The 19,731-nt window shown below is 46.1% G+C and carries 19 protein-coding genes; 10 read left to right on the plus strand and 9 right to left on the minus strand.

The genetic code is table 11. The features are described 5' to 3' along the window. Positions 1-156: 156 nt before the first annotated feature. The gene (locus tag J6J28_RS06400; protein ID WP_301720503.1) at positions 157-495 is read left to right on the plus strand and encodes a hypothetical protein; all 339 of its coding nucleotides are present in this window, start codon (positions 157-159) and stop codon (positions 493-495) included. A 352-nt stretch (positions 496-847) separates the two neighbouring features. After that, positions 848-1,786 (plus strand): hypothetical protein, encoded by a 939-nt coding sequence (locus tag J6J28_RS06405; protein WP_301720504.1) that lies wholly within the window; start codon positions 848-850, stop codon positions 1,784-1,786. Positions 1,787-1,807: 21 nt separating this feature from the next. Here J6J28_RS06405 and J6J28_RS06410 read toward each other — a convergent pair whose 3' ends face one another. From J6J28_RS06410 to J6J28_RS06420, 3 genes are all read right to left on the minus strand, one after another. Then, entirely contained in the window at positions 1,808-2,086 is a 279-nt protein-coding gene (locus J6J28_RS06410; protein WP_301720505.1) for a hypothetical protein, read from the minus strand. A 28-nt stretch (positions 2,087-2,114) separates the two neighbouring features. Continuing rightward, entirely contained in the window at positions 2,115-3,068 is a 954-nt protein-coding gene (locus J6J28_RS06415) for a hypothetical protein (RefSeq protein ID WP_301720507.1), read from the minus strand. Between the two features lie 100 nt (positions 3,069-3,168). Next, the gene (locus J6J28_RS06420; RefSeq protein ID WP_301720508.1) at positions 3,169-3,669 is read right to left on the minus strand and encodes a hypothetical protein; all 501 of its coding nucleotides are present in this window, start codon (positions 3,667-3,669) and stop codon (positions 3,169-3,171) included. 239 nt (positions 3,670-3,908) lie between these two features. Here J6J28_RS06420 and J6J28_RS06425 point away from each other — a divergent pair, with 239 nt between their 5' ends. From J6J28_RS06425 to J6J28_RS06460, 8 genes are all read left to right on the plus strand, one after another. Further along, a complete protein-coding gene (locus J6J28_RS06425; RefSeq protein WP_301720510.1) occupies positions 3,909-5,282 on the plus strand; it encodes a hypothetical protein in 1,374 nt (457 codons plus the stop codon). Beyond that, the gene (locus tag J6J28_RS06430; protein WP_301720511.1) at positions 5,279-6,079 is read left to right on the plus strand and encodes a hypothetical protein; all 801 of its coding nucleotides are present in this window, start codon (positions 5,279-5,281) and stop codon (positions 6,077-6,079) included. The genes J6J28_RS06425 and J6J28_RS06430 overlap by 4 nt, the downstream gene beginning before the upstream one ends. An 8-nt stretch (positions 6,080-6,087) precedes the next feature. Further along, positions 6,088-7,452 (plus strand): rhoptry family protein, encoded by a 1,365-nt coding sequence (locus tag J6J28_RS06435; protein ID WP_301720512.1) that lies wholly within the window; start codon positions 6,088-6,090, stop codon positions 7,450-7,452. Next, positions 7,453-8,307 carry a hypothetical protein gene (locus J6J28_RS06440; RefSeq protein WP_301720513.1) on the plus strand — a complete coding sequence of 285 codons (855 nt, stop codon included), beginning with the start codon at positions 7,453-7,455 and terminating at the stop codon, positions 8,305-8,307. Then, positions 8,304-8,456, plus strand: coding sequence for a hypothetical protein (locus J6J28_RS06445; RefSeq protein ID WP_301720514.1), 153 nt, complete (start codon positions 8,304-8,306; stop codon positions 8,454-8,456). The genes J6J28_RS06440 and J6J28_RS06445 overlap by 4 nt, the downstream gene beginning before the upstream one ends. A 142-nt stretch (positions 8,457-8,598) precedes the next feature. Then, a complete protein-coding gene (locus tag J6J28_RS06450; RefSeq protein ID WP_301720516.1) occupies positions 8,599-8,994 on the plus strand; it encodes a hypothetical protein in 396 nt (131 codons plus the stop codon). A gap of 12 nt (positions 8,995-9,006) precedes the next feature. After that, positions 9,007-11,121 (plus strand): RecQ family ATP-dependent DNA helicase, encoded by a 2,115-nt coding sequence (locus J6J28_RS06455; RefSeq protein WP_301720518.1) that lies wholly within the window; start codon positions 9,007-9,009, stop codon positions 11,119-11,121. Continuing rightward, positions 11,118-12,218: a DNA-processing protein DprA gene (locus tag J6J28_RS06460; protein WP_301720519.1), complete on the plus strand. Its 1,101-nt coding sequence runs from the start codon at positions 11,118-11,120 to the stop codon at positions 12,216-12,218. Before J6J28_RS06455 ends, J6J28_RS06460 begins: the two co-directional genes overlap by 4 nt. A 171-nt stretch (positions 12,219-12,389) precedes the next feature. On the opposite strand, the gene J6J28_RS06465 is transcribed toward J6J28_RS06460, so the two are convergent. From J6J28_RS06465 to J6J28_RS06490, 6 genes are all read right to left on the minus strand, one after another. After that, positions 12,390-14,162, minus strand: a complete 1,773-nt coding sequence (locus tag J6J28_RS06465; RefSeq protein ID WP_301720520.1) for an HIRAN domain-containing protein — start codon at positions 14,160-14,162, stop codon at positions 12,390-12,392. A gap of 271 nt (positions 14,163-14,433) precedes the next feature. Continuing rightward, on the minus strand, positions 14,434-14,931 hold the full coding sequence (locus J6J28_RS06470; protein ID WP_301720525.1) for a hypothetical protein: 498 nt from the start codon (positions 14,929-14,931) through the stop codon (positions 14,434-14,436). 416 nt (positions 14,932-15,347) lie between these two features. Continuing rightward, entirely contained in the window at positions 15,348-15,530 is a 183-nt protein-coding gene (locus tag J6J28_RS06475) for a hypothetical protein (protein WP_301720527.1), read from the minus strand. Then, positions 15,530-16,672, minus strand: a complete 1,143-nt coding sequence (locus tag J6J28_RS06480; RefSeq protein ID WP_301720528.1) for a vWA domain-containing protein — start codon at positions 16,670-16,672, stop codon at positions 15,530-15,532. Before J6J28_RS06480 ends, J6J28_RS06475 begins: the two co-directional genes overlap by 1 nt. After that, positions 16,669-17,808, minus strand: a complete 1,140-nt coding sequence (locus J6J28_RS06485; protein ID WP_301720529.1) for an ATP-binding protein — start codon at positions 17,806-17,808, stop codon at positions 16,669-16,671. The genes J6J28_RS06480 and J6J28_RS06485 overlap by 4 nt, the downstream gene beginning before the upstream one ends. Beyond that, complete coding sequence (locus tag J6J28_RS06490; RefSeq protein ID WP_301720530.1) at positions 17,805-19,391, minus strand: hypothetical protein; 1,587 nt, start codon at positions 19,389-19,391, stop codon at positions 17,805-17,807. The genes J6J28_RS06485 and J6J28_RS06490 overlap by 4 nt, the downstream gene beginning before the upstream one ends. Positions 19,392-19,731 lie beyond the last annotated feature (340 nt).

Genomic DNA, 19,731 nt, shown 5'->3' on the forward strand with positions numbered 1-19,731 from the left:
CGAAGTCACGGCTCTGTTCTTGGTGGGAGACGTCAGGTTGACCAAATATTACAAAATGCCCCATAGAAATGGTCGGAAGCGAAGGCTGAAGCTTGTGTTAAACTAATTTACTGGATTGTGTTTATACTATCGTAAAAAGAAACAGAGGGGTTAATTGTGGCCAGAACAAACGCAGAAAAACAAATAGCATTTATCATCGCTAAGATTGAACTAGAACATCCAGCTAAATATCTTAGTCAGCCGTTCGGTTCGATGGAGTTATCTAGGGAACGTATTTGTCAGTACTTTTATCCTCTTCTTGGGAATCGACGCGATTATGATACTTTTAAAAATTCTTTTTTCGGTCAGATAGCTGGGGTTAAAAAAGCAATCACGGGTGAGAAAAATTGGACTGACAGCGGCCTTGATGCGCTTGGAACGCTGCACAACGCTGGTATCGACGACTTGAGACATTATTATTCAACGATGGCCGAGTTAGCTCAGAGTATTCATTAAGTTTTCAAGGAATTGGTGATTGGCGACTTGGAATGGTTCTATTTTCATTACGACACGTCGTCAAGCATTACAAACTAGGCTATCTGGTTAAAAATATTTCCACGAGTTCCTCTAAAAGAAACCGCTGGTCACGGGAAAACGTACTCAAGATTGTATTCAGTTTCAAATAAACGATCCAAAAACTTAGTCACTTCAGCAAGACTTAGGTCACTCGTTGCATATTTAAATTAACTTCGTAAAGTGATTTGACCATCGAAAGGTCACCCCATATAGAACTACATCAACCTCCGAGCGACACCATATGTCACGCAGGTCTATTAAGATGGGAAAAAAGTAAGCAAGGAACAAACATATGCAACCGCTCTACTTCATCATTCACCGCAGTCCGCAGATTACGCCGTTGCATGTCGACTATGCCGATGAATCCTATTCAGTCAGCGTCACGCTCATCGTGTGGGCACTCCTCTGGGTAATGCGGGTCGAAGACGCTAAACCGCTTCAAAAAGTACAGTATTGGTTTCAAGACGGTGCAGATACCTACCTTGCCGAGCGTTCGAAAAAAGGTTCGGCCGTTTGGATTTGTACGGCTGACTCGGCAAAATCGATGCCCGATTGGGCGCGCGCGAAGGTCGTGGATGACGCCACTGCAGCATTAGATGAATACTGCGATTTTCGTCTCGACCATGGGCGTTTGGCCTCGAAGCACACGAACTTACCGAAGCTTCGCGAGAATCGTGATGCTGCCGCTAAGCTTGCTGCCGACTTAGGTTTCGATCTGCACAACACCGATATTGGCTTTTTCCGTCGCTATCGGACTTTAGAGCAGTTATACCTGAACACCCTGAAGGCGCAGCGCGTCACCAGCAACGCCGAAAGAACGCTGTTAAATAGCCAAACGTTGCAGTGCGACTTAAATGAAGCCCTCAAACAGATTCAAGAAATGAACGTGCTTAATAGCAAACTTACAGCGCTGCAAGAACAAGCTCGTTCCGCATTCGCCAAGGATAAGAATAGTCCTATGATCAGTGGCTTGCATTGTGATTGCGCGCGTATCGATGCACAGCTTGGACACTTACAGAGCAACATCGATGACATTGTGAATCGTTACCGACTCGGCGACCTTGCCGTTGAAAGTACCCTTGCTAAGGTCGATGAAACCGTCGCCCGACAGGAACAAGAACTTGCGGACTGCGAGCGACAACACTACCAAGCTGAGCATGACTTTGAGGTTTACCGGCGTTGGCTGCGCGCGAATAGCGTGCTGCAACGAGCTGAGGAGCTAGCTAGTTAAGGCTGGTACTCGATTTTTCAGTCAGTCCTCGCTCGAGGTCTTATCGGAAGGTAATAACATACTCTTCAAACGGCGAACGTCTTCTTGCATTTGTAGTTGTTCTGGCGTTGCCAACCTGGCTTGAAGAACTGCGTTTTGTTCTTTTAAGTATGCTACTTGTTGCTCATAGTCAGCAAGTAACTTTTCTGCTTCAGCTTTGGTAAGCTGAGTGCCAGCGTGCTTAATAATCGCTTCAGTGTTGCACCCCGTGAGCAAAACCAAAGTTGCTAGAGTCGTCAGACTCATGACTTGTCCTTTCATATCTGACCTCGCAAATCGAAAGTAATAATTATTTTTTAGTTGCGTCATTGTCGTGAATTGACTTCAACTTAGCTGTTCCTTTTTGAGCATAGTTCCATGACTTGTCTAACGCTTGCGACATCCAAATCGTTACCTTATCGAGAATATGATTTTTGGCACTAAGTGTAATCAACACAAACGCAGCGGAAAACGAGAGGAACTTGAAGAAATTAAAGAAGAATATCAGCCCAAAAAACCAAAAGTACTTTGCACTATCCTTCTGGAGACCAACTGCCGAGAAAAACTCGTTAATTGTTGCCTGACGGAATGCGTCAAGAATCAAGCTCATATTCACTAATGCTCGGCCAAAGTCGTTAGCGCCAGTTTCGGCGATTGCGTTGGCGTGTGCAATTTCTGAGAAATTACCAAATGCAGCATCATTCACAAAAAACATATGCGTATCTTTAGCACTTGTAACTGCTGCGAGTACAATAGTGAAAACAGTCAAGTTGACAAAAATACTAAAAACGCTGGCCATTACTTTCTTGGCTTCGGGATCATTCATGACATATCCGAGGTTCGTCGACGTCATAGGTTTATTTCTAAATAATCCAGTTACCCAACCCGCAATGAGAACCGCGAGAGCTAAAATCAAGAAACTATGTTGCAACGTGAAGCTCTTAAGAATTATGACAAAGCCCAACGCGAACATTAAAGCGGCTCCAACAGAAACGATGATTTGCACTATTCCGTTTTTGTTAAACCAGCGATACGGCAGGCTATCCGCATTGAAATTGACTTTTACCACCGAGCGCAAACCGCTCCGCAGCGAAAAAATGATCCAGCTCAACAAAACCCAATTACCGATCACTAATAACAAAAGGAAGATATCAGAAAGAGTTAAGAATGCGTCATGAAGAAATAAATATCCGACTAATACGATGGCTAACGCAACACCAGGCGTTACCTTTTTATGCGTCTCACTCCGACCTATATCCAACACGGATTCATCCTTCTGCTTACGGCTTTTTTACATTATCAAATGAACGCAGACGTGTCGCTATTTTTTCGGCCAAAATAAAAATTCAAGCGCCTCGCGGGAATCAATGTGCGCAGGTAAACAAGTTAAAGTGAACCTTTGGATCTAGCTCCTCACCCCTGTCGGCGTAGCCTTCGCGAATATCCTTTAGGGAACGGCCATTGCAGTCCGTTATTTGACTCATGAAATTGTTGCACTCCTGTTCAAGTTTTTTTTGAAACCCTTCGGTTTGTTCAAAAATCAAGCAGGACTGAATTATATATCGGCGATAGAGCTCGAGCTCGTCCCTCAATCTTGTGAATGCCAAGTTTTGCTCATAGAGCAACCTATCCAATTCCTGCATCTCCAGAACAAACTGCTCTCGTTGTGTACTTTGTTCTTCCGCCAATGATAATAGCGCATACTGATTTCGCTCTTCAGTGGACTTCAATGCTGACAACTTCTTGGTAAGCTGACGTGATGTGTCCTCAATACCACTGAGTTGATTCTGCAGCAACAGTAAAAAAGCGCCAATTGAAATTATAAGGGCGACCAGGGCGATACTCTTTAGCCGATTAACACGCATAAAGCGTTGCTCGTTTCATAATGCCATCCTCGATTATATTTTTATAAACGTTAACTCATAATCTAAATTATTCAAATAACGCAACGCATCCACGCCAAAAATATCTACCAATATCGTTATATATTAACGGGGGATAACAAACGTACAACGCCATTGGATACTTAAATCTAACTTTGATATGTACATGAAAACACGAAGTAGTTAGTATGTTAAAACGTCTAGCTAACGGAAGTGCATAAATGTTCGAAAAACTCAAAGATGACAAGATGGTAACAGTTTTTGATCCCATCGATTTTGAGGCACCGAAACCGGATTCTCAAATTGAAGAACTAAATATAGAGGGACTCGCGACCCAACAAGGGCGTTATAACAACCCACCGGCGAATGCAACAAGTCCCGATGCAAATGAATTGAGTATTACTCAGCATTTTATATTGAAAGCCTCACAAGCTACTCTCAAAGTGAAAGATTCCTACAACATTCTAAGAGCAGAGATTGCTGCGACGAGTGTTGACGTAGAAATGGCCGAAATTAAGCGACTGCCTAGTTCGTTTGAAGAAAAAGCGAAAGCGAAACGTTCAATTATGCGGAGTGAACTAACAAGAAGTCATGATGAGTTAGTCGCCTTAGAAGATGAAATGGGGCAATTCCGCAAAGATAATCGAATTAAGCGCGAAGCTAGCTACCCCGATAGTCATGTGATGACGGTTTCGATTTTTGCAATTTTACTCATTGTCGAGTCAATGCTTAACGGCTATTTTTTTGCTAGGGGCAATGAACTAGGCCTGCTAGGTGGTATGTTACAAGCGTTTATTGTTTCAGTTGTCAATCTTGGAACGGGATTCTTGCTGGGCTTTTTTTGTATGCGCCAACTCAACCATATTGCTCCTTGGCGAAAGTATGTATTTGGATCCGTGGCCATTATATTATCTTTCACTATTATAATGTTTAACCTTCTTGTTGGGCACTTTAGAACTGCTCTAGCACAAGAACCAGAGAATGCTGCTAGATTAAGTTGGGAGTCGTTTACAGAAAATATTCTTGCTTTAGGCGAGTTTGATTCATGGATGCTATTTGCTATTGGTCTCCTGATCGCAATAATTGTTGCCATAAAATCGTATAGTGCAGACGACAAATATCCTGGTTATGGGCATCTAGCGCGAAAGTTAGTTAGCGCAAAAGAAGACCTTGATGATCTTCATGCGGAATGGCATGAAATATTGCAAGATTTATTCAGTGGGTATGAAGACAAGCTCGACTCACTCTATAAGGCTTGTCAAAAGAAAGCTCGTAAACTTGATAATTACCATAACGCTATCCAGCAGCAGGTCGCAATACTAGAACATTATATCCTCAGCCTAAAATCGACATTTCAGACCTGCATAACGCAATACCGACAAACGAATCAGCAATATCGCGAAACCCCAGCTCCTGGCTATTTTTCGGTTGTACCAGAGTTACATTTTGAGCATGACTTCAAACCGACCGATATTGAGGACAAGCGAGCAGAGTTACATGAGCGGTTACAAGAGCTGTCGTCTAAGCTACCCGAAATTAGAGGCGAGCTCTCACAAATCTTCGAAGCACAATCAGAGAGTATAAAAACGAAATGAGAAGTAAGAGAAAACAACGTCAGGCTAAAAAGAATAGAGTTGGGTATGCAATTCTCTTCGCGGTCGTCATAATTGCTGCTATTTTTGGATGGCTCTTTTATCAAGCTAAATCCGAAAAAATTGTTTTAGACCCGGAGTCTAACTGCCCACTCACGGGTAGATATCCTGTCACTGCTATACTAATCGACACTACCGACTCATTGTCTCGTGACCAAGCTTTGTATGTAAATCGGGTAATCACCCAGTACATACGTAATGCTCAAAAGTATGAGAAATTAAGCCTTTATTTTCTAAATGAAAACCCCGCGGAAATTAGCGCTAACTTATCCATTTGCAACCCTGGAGATGGCAGCGACGCTAACCAGCTGACTAGTAACACTAAAATGATTCGTGACCGATGGGAAGAGCAGTTTATGTCGAGGCTGGCAAGTCAGCTTCTTACGCTGGAGACTGTTGAAGAGGGCGAAATGTCCCCTATTCTTGAGGGTATGAAATTCGTTTCTACCGATGCATTTGTCGGCCTAGAAGCGAGTCAGAAAAAACTTTTCGTTGTCTCAGACTTGCTTCAGTATTCTCCGGTAATAAGTCATTACAACAATAGATATGATATTTCCGACGATTATTTCGTGCGAGAAGTAGACAATTTACTTCCTCATTTGCAAGGAGTGAGCGTAGAACTGTTTTATGTAACACGCCCCAACTACCGAGGCAACCAAACCAACAAGCATATTATGTTTTGGGAGAAAGTAGTTAATCGCAGTGGCGGTATTTTGTCACAAATTCATATGGTTAAGTAGAGGTTGCTGTGGATTCAGAATTAGTCTCCGGACGAGAGCGCAAGAAAATTGTAAGGTTTTCGATACGCCGTACATTTATTTTCGCAACCCTTCTTGGTTCACTACTCGTGTTTTTTGGAACACTTTTCGGCAGTATACTGATGGCCATCGGCGGCCCCATTGCTGTTATGATCGCTTATATCATCTGGACCCATAACGCCGACTCAGATCTGCCACGAAGTATCATCGGTGACAGCTACTACTATTTGGGTTTTATACTGACGCTTGTTGCTTTGACCGCATCGCTTATTTCATTAACCGATGAAAATGTTTCGATTTCAAAAATCATTGGTAGCTTTGGTGCAGCGATGACGACAACCATTATAGGTTTGGTCGCGCGCCTCGTAGCTACGACTTTTTCGGTAGACGCCGCAGAGCGTCGAGAACGGCTAGAAAAGAAGGTCGAGGATTCAATCGAGAAGTTTATCTCTCAATTGGACATACTTACTGATCAAACAATTGTTGATTTAGTCAAGCTATCATCCCAAGTTCACTCGTCAACAACCAAGGTGATTGATGATTTCGATGCACTAAGTGTTCAGGTGAAAGACTCCAAAGAAAAATTGGTGGTACAGTTTGAATCGTCAGTATCGAAACTCACTAACCGTATCGACCAAATTCAAGTGGACCCTGATATTGTCTCCAACGCAATACATAACTCGCTTTCCGGGTTCAAAGAGCAAGTAAGTAAACTTTCGTCTAGTTATGAAGCCGTTGTCACTGATATCGCTTCAATCAACACGAAAGTGAATGGGGTTTTTACACACATTCAGGCTGATATCCGCTCCTCACAGGAGTCGTTGAATAAACAGATGTCTGAGTCGATTGCAAAACAGTCCGATAACTACATTAAACTATTAGAGGATATTGCTGATAAAACATTGTCACAGCTTTCCTCGTTTGACGAGGTTAGAGTCGAAGCGGACCAAAAGATTGCAAACCTTAACCAGCAATATAAACAGTCATTGGATTCTCAGCAGCAAGTTGTATCGCAAATATCTTCACAACTACAAACGTTGCAATCACAGTACGGTAAAGCCACTGATATACAAATATCTCAACTTGAATCATCACAACAATACGCTTCTACTATTGATAAGCTCAATGAATCGATGGGTACACTAATTAATGGTCTAACACAGGTCTCAACAGAGATCTCAGCCGTTAGCAACTTCCGAGCTGATATTGAAAGTAAACTATCAGCTGCACTAACTGACACTCTGAATATTTTGAAAGACGCTCGTGAGATGAATGATTTCACCAGTTCCGATTTGGTAACAGTATATAAACAGTTGTCAGAGAGCCTCCAAGACTTACGAACAAAGGCGTCGTAAATGCCTCAAGAAATAACTGATAAGTCACAATCAATCATAGAGACCTCGCTTACTGAGTTGGTCTTCATTTTCTTTTTTGTGTTATTGGTTTTTGCGGCTCTCAAGATTAAAGAGGTTAACGATGAAAAAGAGGATTACCTGCAGAAGACGACACAATTAGCGTCAACTATCCAACATTTTGTGGACTTAATCGATGTTAGTGCACCTCTCCATTCAAAAAATAATGCGTCACGTAATCATTTATCCGAAGTAGATCTCAATAAAGTGTTTACTGGGCTAAAACGTATTGAACAAAATGTTTCGCAAATCATTGAAGAACATAGCAAGATCGAAAGCCAGCTTGCTCGCTCTGGTGAAACAATTGAAAGTGTCACTTCGGCAATTGAGAATATAAAACAGCTCTTTGATGAATCCAAAGCATCGGAGCCCCTCAAAAATTTAGTAGCTTCACTCGACAGTCAAATAATGAGTTTGCAAGGGCAGAACCTAAATCTAAGAGAAAAGCTTGCTGACGAAGGTAATGGTTTGGTTCATCCTCCCTGTTGGGCTGACCCCACCACAGGTGACATTGAATATATTTATCATGTAACAATTAACGAAAGTTCAATGACACTCAAACCCGCTTGGCCCGCTAACCGTTCGTTTGACGTTGATTCTAACCCAGATATTACTGCTGCAGTTGGCACATACGATCAATCCGCAGGTTTCTGGAACGCGACTCGCTCTATCTACCGTAACTCTTTGGAGCAAGAGTGTAGACATTTTGTCTTAATAGAAGATCAAGCGGTTTCAAAGGAGTCATTTAAAAAGTACCTTCTTACGGCGGAGCGCCATTTTTATAAGAGGCTATTATGAGCTTACCGGAGCTAGAAAGACAAAAAGAAGAACTCACCCGAGAGTTGCGTGAATTACAGGACGCCATCGATGCTTTTCAGCCAGCAAACAAACCGAACGGACTGCTTGAACGAATTTTGTTCTGGCGAAATAGAAAATTGAAAAGATAATTCCAATAGACTCTGAGTGAGGTATAACAAGACAAGTACAGCACTTGACAGTAACGTGACTCAAACAAAGTTAGGCGAAACGGTCAAACTCTAACTCATATACAGGTTGTTTTTTTAGGATTACTTTTCTAAGGAGCTGCTCATGCGCTTACTCTTAATTTGGGGCTTGTGGATTTATCTCATACCCACTTACTCGATGGCACAAAATGCACTAAGTGAATCAGTTAAAGTAAAAAAAAGCCGTTCAGGTTATTGTCACTACACTTCAAGCGAATACTTCGCAAAGACTTATCGATTTGAATCCTTTCCTACGCTCGCGGCCTGCATGAAGTCCGGCGGTAAAATACCGCCTGGTCCAAGTGAGGATTACGGCAAAGATACAAAAGTAAAATTCAGTGCGAGTAAGATTTGCCACGACGAAACCAATGAATGGTTTCAGCAGACCAAGAACTACGTGAAAATGGACTCTATTCAAGAATGTCTTGCCCAAGGCGGACGTTTACCGTTGGGACAACCTAGCTCCAAAGAACAACAATAAGGACTAGCAACGATGCATTCTAAAGGACTAGAACAACTGCGCATAATGACAAGTTTTGCAGACGCGCAGTTCCATGACGACCAATGGGAAGCCATTGAAGGATTAGTCATCAAACGCAAGCGCGAGCTTGTGGTACAAAAAACTGGTTGGGGTAAGAGCGCGGTTTATTTTATCGCTACAAAACTGTTAAAAGAGCAGAGAAACGGTACAGCACTTATTATCTCGCCGTTGATTTCATTAATGCGCAATCAAATCCAATCTGCAGCAAAGCTCGATCTCAATGTTGTCACCTACAACTCATCCTTACAAAAAGATGAAAAACAGAAAATTGAGCAAATGATAGCTTCAGGTAATGCTGACGCTGTTTTGATCGCTCCAGAGCAACTGGGCCAAAGCTACTTTGCGTCCCAAATTTTGCCAAAAATAAGTAACACCATCAACTTACTCGTGGTAGATGAAGCACACTGTATTTCAGTATGGGGCCATGACTTTAGGCCAGATTATCAACGTATCGTCCGTATCGTTAAAAACCTACCAAGTAACATTCCTGTGCTGGCCACAACCGCCACCGCCAATGATCTTGTCATTAACGATATCAGAAGCCAGTTAGGACAAGATCTAGATGTGAAGCGTGGTGATCTTACGCGAAAGTCATTAGAGCTTCATACGCTTGATTTACGAACCAAAGAAGCTCGCCTGGCATGGTTGGCCAACTATCTCCCTTCAACTACAGGGACTGGGATTATTTATACCAAGACAACGCGAGATAGCGAAATCGTTGCTCAGTATCTAATCAAAAAGGGGATCAAGGCAGCTTGGTACCACAGTAATTTAAACGATGTGGAAAACTCCCGCGAGGAACTCGAAGACAGATTGTTAACCAACGACTTAAAAGTTCTAGTTGCGACTTCCTCACTTGGAATGGGTTTTGATAAACCCGACATAAGTTTTGTTATCCATTACCAAGCGCCGAGCAGTATTGTTGAATATTATCAACAAGTCGGACGGGCCGGCCGTGCCATTGACCATGCAATAGGTATCCTGATGGTTGGCAAGGAAGACCAGCGCATTCAGGAGTTTTTTAATCACAGCGCAATCCCTAAAGAAAAAGACGTCAATGCCTTATTACGGGTACTCGAAGAACATGATGGGCTTAGAATTTCTGATATTGAACCCTACGTAAACTTTTCGATCAGTAAAATCAGGCAGGTGATTAAGTATCTTAGCTGTGAACATAAGTCACCAATCATTAATGTCGAGGGCGTTTACATGCGTACACAATATGACTACGATTACCCCGCAGAAAAAGTCGCACGCCTCATCAAACTAAAAGAAGCAGAGTGGTATAAGCTACTTGAATATTATGGCTACCAAGGCTGTTTAATGCAGTTTCTGGCGAAAGAATTAGATGACCCTCATGCCGCCCCATGCGGTCACTGTCAAAATTGTGATCCTGCCGTCAAACTTGATGCCACAATTTCAGAGGATGACCGCAACCATGCAGCCACTTATCTAAAAACTCGTTACATCCCGATCGAGCCTCGCAAAACGTTCGCAAGCTCTGGTGCCAACGCTAAAGCAATCTACGAGAACTACGGATTTCAAACCTACTCTAATAAAGCTTATCGAATCGAACCCGGTTTAGCACTTTCATCATGGAAAGATGGCGCTTGGGGTGATCTAGTAGCAGCAGGTAAGCAAACGAACCATTTTAGTGATGCTCTGATTGCACCAATGGTTAACATGATGAACTCAATAGCTTATGAGCAGCGTCCGACATGGCTTACCTATGTTCCGTCTCCGCGGCACCCTACCCTCGTAAAAGACTTTGCGCATCGTTTGGCAAAAGCTCTCAGTGTCGAGTGTATAGATACGGTTCTCGTGAGAGAGGTACGCGAACCACAAAAAACAATGGAAAATGATTTTCATCGGTGCAAGAATTTAGACGGTGCCTTCACAATTGATGTGTCACAAGGTTACGCAACCCCAGTGTGGCTTATTGATGACGCTGTCGATTCACGTTGGACCCTGACCGTTATCGGCGCACTCTTACGCCGCGGAGGCGCAACCAAAGTCTATCCAATGGCACTTACGAGTACCGCGAATTCAACCAAGGCCGACCTGTGATCCCTGCAAATAAACAAGTAAAACTTCTGCTAACCTGCCGTTTTGGTGGTCGCAACGAGAATGATGCTAAACCATTTAGCGTCAATGAATACGCCTATTTTGCAGTTTGGTTGCGGCAACAGAACTTTAAGCCAGGTGACCTATTGGATACTGGCGAAATTGAACGTGCACTCAATAAATGGAACGACCCAACAACGCACAAGCAAGCGCAACAAGCCATCAAGCTTCACGGCCTCAAAAAAACGGTTGAAAACATTACCTCCGAGCGCATTGAAAAGTTATTGGCGCGCGGCTTGTCGCTTTCGCTCGCGCTCGAACAATGGAATGCCGCTGGCGTCTGGATCCTCGACCGTGAAGAACAGGAATACCCGCCGCAGTTTAAAAAGCACCTAAAACATCAAAGCCCTGCAATAGTATTTGGCGTTGGAAACAAACAACTCCTACGCACTAAAGCGGTTGGTTTTGTCGGGTCGCGCAACGTTGAGCCAACAGATATAAAAGCCACAGAAACCTACGTCGCACAGATTACCGAACTGGGCTATCAGGTTATTTCGGGCGGTGCCCAAGGTGTAGATGAAACCGCAATGCTCGCGGCTTTAGCAAGCGAAAATAGCGCGGTCGGTGTACTTTCCGGCGATCTACTGAAATTTAGCTCCGCCGGAAAGTGGCGCACGCACCTTCGCGCGGGCAACCTAGCACTTTTGAGCATCAACGAACCCGAAGCGCGCTTTACGCCCGCCGCAGCGATGGTTCGCAATAAGTATATTTACCTGCTATCTGAGGCATGCATTGTTGTTCGATCTGATGAAAAAGGCGGTACTTGGTCTGGCGCTACAGAAAATCTAAAGAGAGGTTGGGTCCCCCTACTCATATCAACTCATAATTCCCCAAATTACAGGGGCAACAGCAAATTGCTTGAAGGACTCAAAGGACAAGGTATTCAAGCGCAAAGGGTGAATTTTGAAAACTTAAGTGACTTACTTAGTAAAAATATAGCTAATGCATCGCAGCCAGCGAGACCGTTAAATATGGCAGAAGAAGAGCCTTCTGCCAACTCTGATACTGAGCAACTAGGGTTTGGGTTCGATGAAGGCTGAGAGTTGAGGGTCCACCCAAGGCCTTTTACTCAGTCTTTGTAATGATTTGTTGAATCGCCATCCAAGCTAATATTCAAGCTGTCATTTTAACGGAAATCTCATCGATGTCATGGTTCTATTCTTGGGGGAGAGGTCAAATCGATCTTCAATTCCGCAAATATATTCAAATAGCTAATTATCTTCGTACGGGATAGTGAAGCCCAGCTTTACAAGCACCGCTTCGATTTCTTCTGCAGATTGGCCATCATGAAAAAACGGTTGTTTTCGCTCGCTGAACGAGCATTCCACTAAATGTTCTAAAATGAGTATCTTTTCTTCCAGATCACTTCTATGAATGCGGGGGTATACACCCATCTCCTTCGCCATGGCCTTTACAAGAGTAGATTTTTTGATGCTTGGTTTCTCGAAACTCATATTTTCCATGAAAAAATCAATTTCGTTCAGCTCAATTCGGCTCAACCCAACCAACAGCCTAAGCGTAGGCTCATCATTAACCTTTAGGTCAAATACATTATCAATTCCGAATTGCTCGAGTTGATGAGCTATTGAATAAGGTAATTCAGTGTCAGTCAGTTTAATCTCAACTAAGTGTAGGTAACGTGGCCTTTTTCTCGCGAAATAAGAGCGATAATTATCGCTTTTTATCGCTTGGTATAACGTCAAACAGTTGTTTTTCAGCTTACGTTGATTCGAATATGCTGCGATATTGAGCGGGCTGAGGTCAAAAAGCCTCACCAATCGTTCCACCTGTTTATGTGTGCTTACCAGGGATATGACCTCGATTAAATCTTCGTTGCTCATTCTCTTATAGACTTCTACCGCGAGTTCGCTCAAGGGGTCTACAACGACATGAGATTGGCAAATTAGATAATAAACAATGTCAACGAGTTCGGTTTCGTCGATTCCGAGCTTGAGAATCGCTAAAGCAACTCGGCGTTGCTGCTTAAATATCGCTAACTTGAAGTACGCGCCTCGCCCTTTTGGTGAAACTTGATCTCTGAGTAACGCGGCGACGCACGCAGAGTGGCTATTCTCTATCGCCGCGATCCGAGCACGATAAATAACGTCTGAATCAAACGAAATTTTTATAAACTCTCTGAGGATTAGGCTTGCACCAATCTGCGCTGACTTGAGAAATGCACTCTCCAACTGTCTAACCGGTAACTCAAAGCTCAATATAAATATCACCAGATCTACGCTTCGATCCGTGACAGCTGCTTCCAGTCGCTCGCGTAAGATTTTTTTGCTGAGTCTGTGCTGGCTGAGTTCTTCGACTAATTCACGGTTATTAGCATCGTATGCCTCAAGCAATGCATAAGTAGAACCGGCGGAGCTGATCTTTCTCTTAGTTATCAGAGCATACGCGTTGTTCGAATGACTTTTTACCGATAAGCGCAGGGCTTCATACTGATTTCCATTATGGCTAAACCCTAGCTTTAAAAGTAACTCTAACACCTTTAGATTATTACCTTTCACCGCCTCAAGGATTGGTTGACTTTGATTCATAAGATGCCAACTCGGAAGGCTCGATTCTTTTAACTCCTGAAAAAGTATAAGTACCTCCTCTGGAGAGCCTACAGCGCAAGTTGCCGCAAAATTTGAAAGGAGCTGATCTGTGTAAGCACGTGGATCAATGATGGCAAGGCCATTTTGTGCCTCTACATAAACTTCGATATCGAACTTACCCGGGCCTATCCAATTTACTTGATAGCTAGACTCTGGTAAATCCAGAAGTAAAGACAACTTAGCGGCTAGTTCTTTCGGTATGTAACCCACATGAATATCGCGTACAACACATTTAATAGCGTTTTTATCAAACGCGTTATCAGGCTCTCGTTGTAGCTCTACTTCATGTGCTTTAATTCTTTCGGTAATCGCTTCGTCAATTTCATCGCGGAAAGAACTCCCGACAATCTTTGTCTTAAAAATAAATGAATCGTTCATCAGAGAGTCAATCCTTTTTTAACCAAACCAAGGACGTAAGGCTTACTAGGGTTTAACCCAGACCTGGCCCATACTGCGACCTAACGAAACACGATACTCCCGATAACCTCATCTTTAAATACGATTTGGTAGGTTTGCCCCGGGCTTTCCGCTCCGCGCTTGCGCATTTCCTAAAATCCTCTCGAAAGCTTAGTTTCAAGACGCACTAAACGTTGAACTATCGACTCTGTAGTATTCATTTGGACTCTCCAAAAGTGAGGTTTGCTCAGTCTTAAACTAGACCCATACTTTTTCGCAGCTGTTGGGCTTTAACAGTGCGCGGGAAATAATACTCTACTTTATGTTCCTCGAAACAGCTTCGAAGCAACTCCGAATCACACGCGTCCGCAAAAAGCATGATCAAATTTAAAAAGTGCGTGCAGAACGTAGGACCATGATGAGGTACGTCTAAGGCCTGTTGATAAGACAGATGATGGGCAACTTCGTGGCACAGAATACGAGCATCCGCTGAATCATGAGCAAGGTATACAGCTAAGGTCTCGTGATGATATAGCCCCCAATATTTGCCTTCGAGATTTGCAAACGTCATTTGTAAACGCGCATCGCCATTCCACTCTTTGAAGTAGCTACTGTCCTTGATTTCCTCGAATAGGACAAAGATATCCTGTTGCGGTATAGCCAATGCGGAATCCACCGTCATGTAGTCGCCAAACGCATCTATTGCTGCATGTTGATACTTCGTTTTCTGATGATCGTAAATCTTTCTCATTGGTCGTTCCTCGTTGTGTGTTTGGTAATCACTGCAAAACGAGGCTCAAGGTGACACAAGATCAATAAAATGTCAATTTAACGACACTTTAACCGACGTTAGCAGCACAATCGACACTTTTAAATACATAGTTTAGCCATCCTGCTTTAATCCCTTCCTAATCCCACGGGATTAGGAAGCATTAATCCAGTCGGATTAAGGTTTTTTGAGTGAATCAAGCGGCAAATTCCGCCGCTCAGTCTTCACTTTCTTAGCAAATCGAAACACAACCCCCTGCTCCACCACCTCCAAATCGCACAGATGGCTCACGTAGCGATGCAGGCGTTGCGCGAAACGCTGGTACGGGAGAACTTTGCACGGGCTGTTGGTGATGAGGCTGAAGCGCTGCGGTTGTGCGGCGCAGGCATGCTCTTCCTTCACGCATATGGCGGTGCGCGTAAGTGCGGACGCGTTCGTGTCGAAGTTCGGGTCGCGCGTGAGCAGTTCGGGTTCGTCGTCGCAAAATACGAGACGCGGGCGATACGATACTGATTCCCCATCAGGTTGTTCTGGTACGTGAGATGAAAATAATGACCGACGTGAATGGCTTCACGAAACATCACTGCATCCTCACGACTTCGCCGCTGCGCATGCGCTCCACGCTGTTGTTGGTGAGCACCCAGAGCAGCGGTACCTTGCTGTGATTAACGGGCTCCTCAGCGTAGCCGTCGGTAAAGTACACGAGTGCGTTGGTGGGGTGGTCGCGTACATAGTCAAACACCGGCTGAAACCTGGTGCCACCGAACCCCTTGAATGCAAACTCCTCTGGCGTCAGCGGTTTACCAGGGCTAAACTGCTGCACTTTGGTAATGCGTGTATCGCACTGCAACAAGGTCACCTGGTAGTCGCGATAACTGCCAAGTAAAAATTGCAGCTGCGCGAGGAACTTACCGAGATCATTCGCGCAGCTGCCGCTGGTATCGATAGCCACGGTCAGCTCCAGGTACTCGCTGCGCTGTCGCGGCAGATACAGTCCGCGATGAATGTGCCGGCGTGACGGTGGAAACCACTGCCGTTCACCGGACAGCTGACGCTGCACGAAACGCTGCAAAATATGCTGCCATGGCAAAGCTGGTGTGACCATGCTGCGTAATCTAAGGTGCAGATGCCCGGGTAGCGAACCACTGTGCTGCTCACGACTCAGCGCTTGTCGCAAGTACTCGCGCCATTGCTGAGCCGTCAAGGGATCCACCGGCAGGTGTTGATCCAGTACCTCACCCTGCTCTCTGGTTTCTCCGCGAGGATCATTTTCAAGCAGTGCATAGATTTCTTCAGCACTGTTGCCCTGCCAGGCCTTGTTATATAGAGCTATGTCCGGCACAAAGCCCAGCAGCTCACGGCAAATGCCATTCACTTCATAGTCGATGGCGCGGTTCCAGCGCTGATGTTGACGGCCGAGTTGTCTGCGCAAATGTCCCATCACACAATGCCAGACTTCATGGCAGAGTACGAATTGCCGGGTGCGATCGTCCAACTCAGAAGCGAAATCCGCATCGAAGTAGATCCTGTTGCCGTCGGTGGCGGCAGTTTTTATCCTGATATCCTGCGCTGCACCGGCTTCGTTACCATTGACAACTTCGATATCCAGGCGCATGGCCAGACCAGCGGTAAATGGCTGCCGTAGTAGTAACTCACTGCGGTCCTGGTGCAGCTTACGCAACAGCTCACGGCTGTTCATCGAGTTGGCTAACGGCAGGCTCATACCAGAGACTCCAGCGCAGCGGTGAACTGCATCCCATGCTGCGCCGTCCAGTCGGTGTAACCGGGATGGCTGAACACCCGCTCGGCGCGCTGCTCATGCAGGCGTTCACCGCCATGTTCGTAGTCGCGTAAGCTATCGAGCATGAGCATAGTGGCAAAATCCGAACTGAGCTTGCTGCTGATGCTAAACAGCACCTGCAGCCGGGCGTGGTAGTCGCGCTTGTCTGCGCGCCACAGGTAGTGGGTAACTGCAGCGCATAACGCATACACCGCATCGTTCGTCCGCGGCACTCGGACTGGGATCTCACCGCGCAGCATAGCGCCGACATCCGGCAATTCTTCCGCAGTTTCGCGGTAGGCAAAGAACGCCGCTGCCGCACCTGCACCGATCAGGCCGTTAACTATAATGCGCTGTTGCTGGGCGTTCAGACCCAGCCGTTCGGCCTGGCCAATAGTCTCAGCGACACGCTCCCATGACCGTGGGCTTGGCCAGCCCTGCTCAGTGCTGCCCTCCATATTGAAAAAGTTTTCCGGGGCGAATTTCAGGAAACCGATCACCGTTGGGTCCAGCCCCTGCTGTTGTGCCCACCGACACCATTGTTCCACGTCCGGCTCGAGGTTCAGGTGGCAAAAGCGATTCGCCAGTGCGCTGGAAAAACTATAGGCCACGGCACGGTCGGTCATGCGGTTACCAGCACCTAATACTAACCAGCCCGGCGGCAAGCGATACAAATCACCCAGCCGGCGGTCCAAAATGATCTCGTAGGCGGCCGCCTGTAACGTGCGGTCTGCCGCACTTAACTCATCAAACAGGATGATGCCACGACTGTCCGGATCGCGCGGCCACTCCCCAGCCAGCAGCCAGTCGACGTGGTCGTCTTTGGGTACCGGCAGACCGCGCAGATCCACTGGCTCGCGCTGTGCGAGACGAATATCGATAAAGTCGATGTTCTGGCGCTGGCACAGGTCGCGCACAATGGTACTTTTTCCGACCCCCGGGGCGCCCCATAACATGAGCGGCGCCACCTTATCGGCACGCTCGGGTTGCGCCCACAACTGCTGTAGCTGGGCAGTTATAATCGCTTGCACATCACGCGCTGTGCTCGGATATAAATTCTCGTTAGCCGATTGATTCATGCGATCTCTCCTGTACGAGTTTGTGGTGACTGTCCTGCCAACGCAACAGTTAAAAATCGGTGCCGCTGCTCGGGGTAGGCATTCGCTAACCGCAACCCTGCTTTGCGTGTCTGTGCCGGCGCCAGCTCTAACATTTTCGGTACCACCTCATGCAGCAGACTCTGACGAAGCCCCACCAGCACAAACTCTGCAACAGCCAGCTGGGTTGGCGCTGTTAGTTTCGGCAGCGCCAATATCAACCGCTTGATCGCTTTGCAGAAGTCGTTCGTTTCATGAAATTGCGCTTTGTCCGAGCTTGCTGGTGTAACCGACTGTAAGTGGCGCAATGCCAACCTCAATAATCTTTCATTACCCACTTCAATCAGGGTAAACACCACGCCATACAAAACGTGTGCCGGCCGGCTGGCATCGTCCATAACAGCAAGATAAAAGCTGTCTGGCTGCACGTATCTGCGGCGTGACTGGACTAGCGCATGCCAGATCCGGATATCCGCGCACCAGCCTTCAAGATAGCGGTCGTCGGGATACCACCAGTTAACACCGGCAACCACCATCGCCCGCCGCGCTTCAAAAATTCCATGGTGCATATCCGGCGCCCACTCGGCGAGCATGGCGAGGATTTGTATTGCATGGAAACGTGACTTAGGGCGCTGGCATTTTCTTACTGCCGCCAGGCAGGTTTGCACAAGCGCCGTATTACCTTTTCGTTTCGTCGTTTGCGCATGTCCGCTGGCCTGTAACCGGCCTTTTAGGGCCAGCAGGGTTGACTCATTGATGTCCGGGAACACGTCGCCTGAGAGCCAGTTGGTGGCCTCATTAATAATGCGCATACTGTCCGGCGTATGGGCTTCTTCTATGTAACAGAGGCCGCGTAGATAGAGCTCGTTGGCCTGCTCAATGGTAAGGCGGTGAGTACCACAACTGACCAGCTCAATCTGCTGCCACTGACCGCCGACTTTGAGACGGTTCACACCGCTGTCCGTAACGCACAGACGTTCACCGCAACCTGTTACATACTCGAAGTTAGGACATTTACGTACCTGGACCGAGGCCATCGGCTCAGAATTTAAATGCAGTTGCTGCAATCCGGCAACGCCGGTAATGACCAACTGGGCGGCGGTTCGCAGTTGCATTACCGCCAAGGCTGGCTGTTCAGCCACTTCATACACAACCACAAAGGTATCTGTATCAAGGTGTTTTAGTTTGTGGCGATAGTGAGGCAGCAAATGCACCGGCATCAGCATCACCCGGTTTAAGGGGGTTGCCGGAATATGGGCGTATTCACCGCCATTCCAGCAGAAATCGAACTGCGCTACCGGTCCTTCGATGATGAGCGGAACCTCACGTTCATACGCATCCAGATGCACCACCAGCGGCTGCTGCTGCGGATTAGCAATGGTTTTGAGCTTTGGCACACGGCTTAAGGTCAAATGCCGTTCATGGGTGTGTTGCTGACCATCGATGATTAGCCGCTCGAGCCGATCACATTGCGCTACCTCAAGCCACACCAAGGCATCGTCTTTGACTTCAAGCTGCTGTTCGTGACGTTGCTCGAGGCGGATCCCGTAAGTCTTATCCTGCATAGTTCTCTCCTTGTTCCTTTACTATCATCCACATTTGCGCGACACAATGTGTCCGCCAGCACAAGGACACGGCCACGTGGGCAAGCTCAATTTGCCTGCCGGCGTGTCGGCCATAGCGCTATGTCGATGGGATATAGAAAAGGTCGAATTAGATTTATAACGGCCCGGTGATAGCGGTGCCGTCGCTTGATCATTAATGCAAATTGGAGAGCGTTACTTTGAAGTTCCTCGCTTGCTTCGACGCCTGAAAATGCGTCACGATGCGAGGCACATCTCGTCCCCACGTTGGGGGACGATGACCACCTTACCGTCAGCCAGGAAAGCTTAGGCAGGTTGGCGA

Origin of the sequence: Pseudidiomarina terrestris (genome assembly GCF_030466375.1) — a bacterium.
In the GTDB taxonomy this organism is placed as follows: Bacteria; Pseudomonadota; Gammaproteobacteria; order Enterobacterales; family Alteromonadaceae; genus Pseudidiomarina; species Pseudidiomarina terrestris.

Coding starts and splice junctions, on each gene's coding strand:
- J6J28_RS06405 (WP_301720504.1), top strand. CDS start 848: ATGCAACCGCTCTACTTCATCATTCACCGCAGTCCGCAGATTACGCCG.
- J6J28_RS06410 (WP_301720505.1), bottom strand. CDS start 2,086: ATGAAAGGACAAGTCATGAGTCTGACGACTCTAGCAACTTTGGTTTTG.
- J6J28_RS06420 (WP_301720508.1), bottom strand. CDS start 3,669: ATGCGTGTTAATCGGCTAAAGAGTATCGCCCTGGTCGCCCTTATAATT.
- J6J28_RS06425 (WP_301720510.1), top strand. CDS start 3,909: ATGTTCGAAAAACTCAAAGATGACAAGATGGTAACAGTTTTTGATCCC.
- J6J28_RS06430 (WP_301720511.1), top strand. CDS start 5,279: ATGAGAAGTAAGAGAAAACAACGTCAGGCTAAAAAGAATAGAGTTGGG.
- J6J28_RS06440 (WP_301720513.1), top strand. CDS start 7,453: ATGCCTCAAGAAATAACTGATAAGTCACAATCAATCATAGAGACCTCG.
- J6J28_RS06445 (WP_301720514.1), top strand. CDS start 8,304: ATGAGCTTACCGGAGCTAGAAAGACAAAAAGAAGAACTCACCCGAGAG.
- J6J28_RS06450 (WP_301720516.1), top strand. CDS start 8,599: ATGCGCTTACTCTTAATTTGGGGCTTGTGGATTTATCTCATACCCACT.
- J6J28_RS06455 (WP_301720518.1), top strand. CDS start 9,007: ATGCATTCTAAAGGACTAGAACAACTGCGCATAATGACAAGTTTTGCA.
- J6J28_RS06465 (WP_301720520.1), bottom strand. CDS start 14,162: ATGAACGATTCATTTATTTTTAAGACAAAGATTGTCGGGAGTTCTTTC.
- J6J28_RS06470 (WP_301720525.1), bottom strand. CDS start 14,931: ATGAGAAAGATTTACGATCATCAGAAAACGAAGTATCAACATGCAGCA.
- J6J28_RS06475 (WP_301720527.1), bottom strand. CDS start 15,530: ATGTTTCGTGAAGCCATTCACGTCGGTCATTATTTTCATCTCACGTAC.
- J6J28_RS06480 (WP_301720528.1), bottom strand. CDS start 16,672: ATGAGCCTGCCGTTAGCCAACTCGATGAACAGCCGTGAGCTGTTGCGT.
- J6J28_RS06485 (WP_301720529.1), bottom strand. CDS start 17,808: ATGAATCAATCGGCTAACGAGAATTTATATCCGAGCACAGCGCGTGAT.
- J6J28_RS06490 (WP_301720530.1), bottom strand. CDS start 19,391: ATGCAGGATAAGACTTACGGGATCCGCCTCGAGCAACGTCACGAACAG.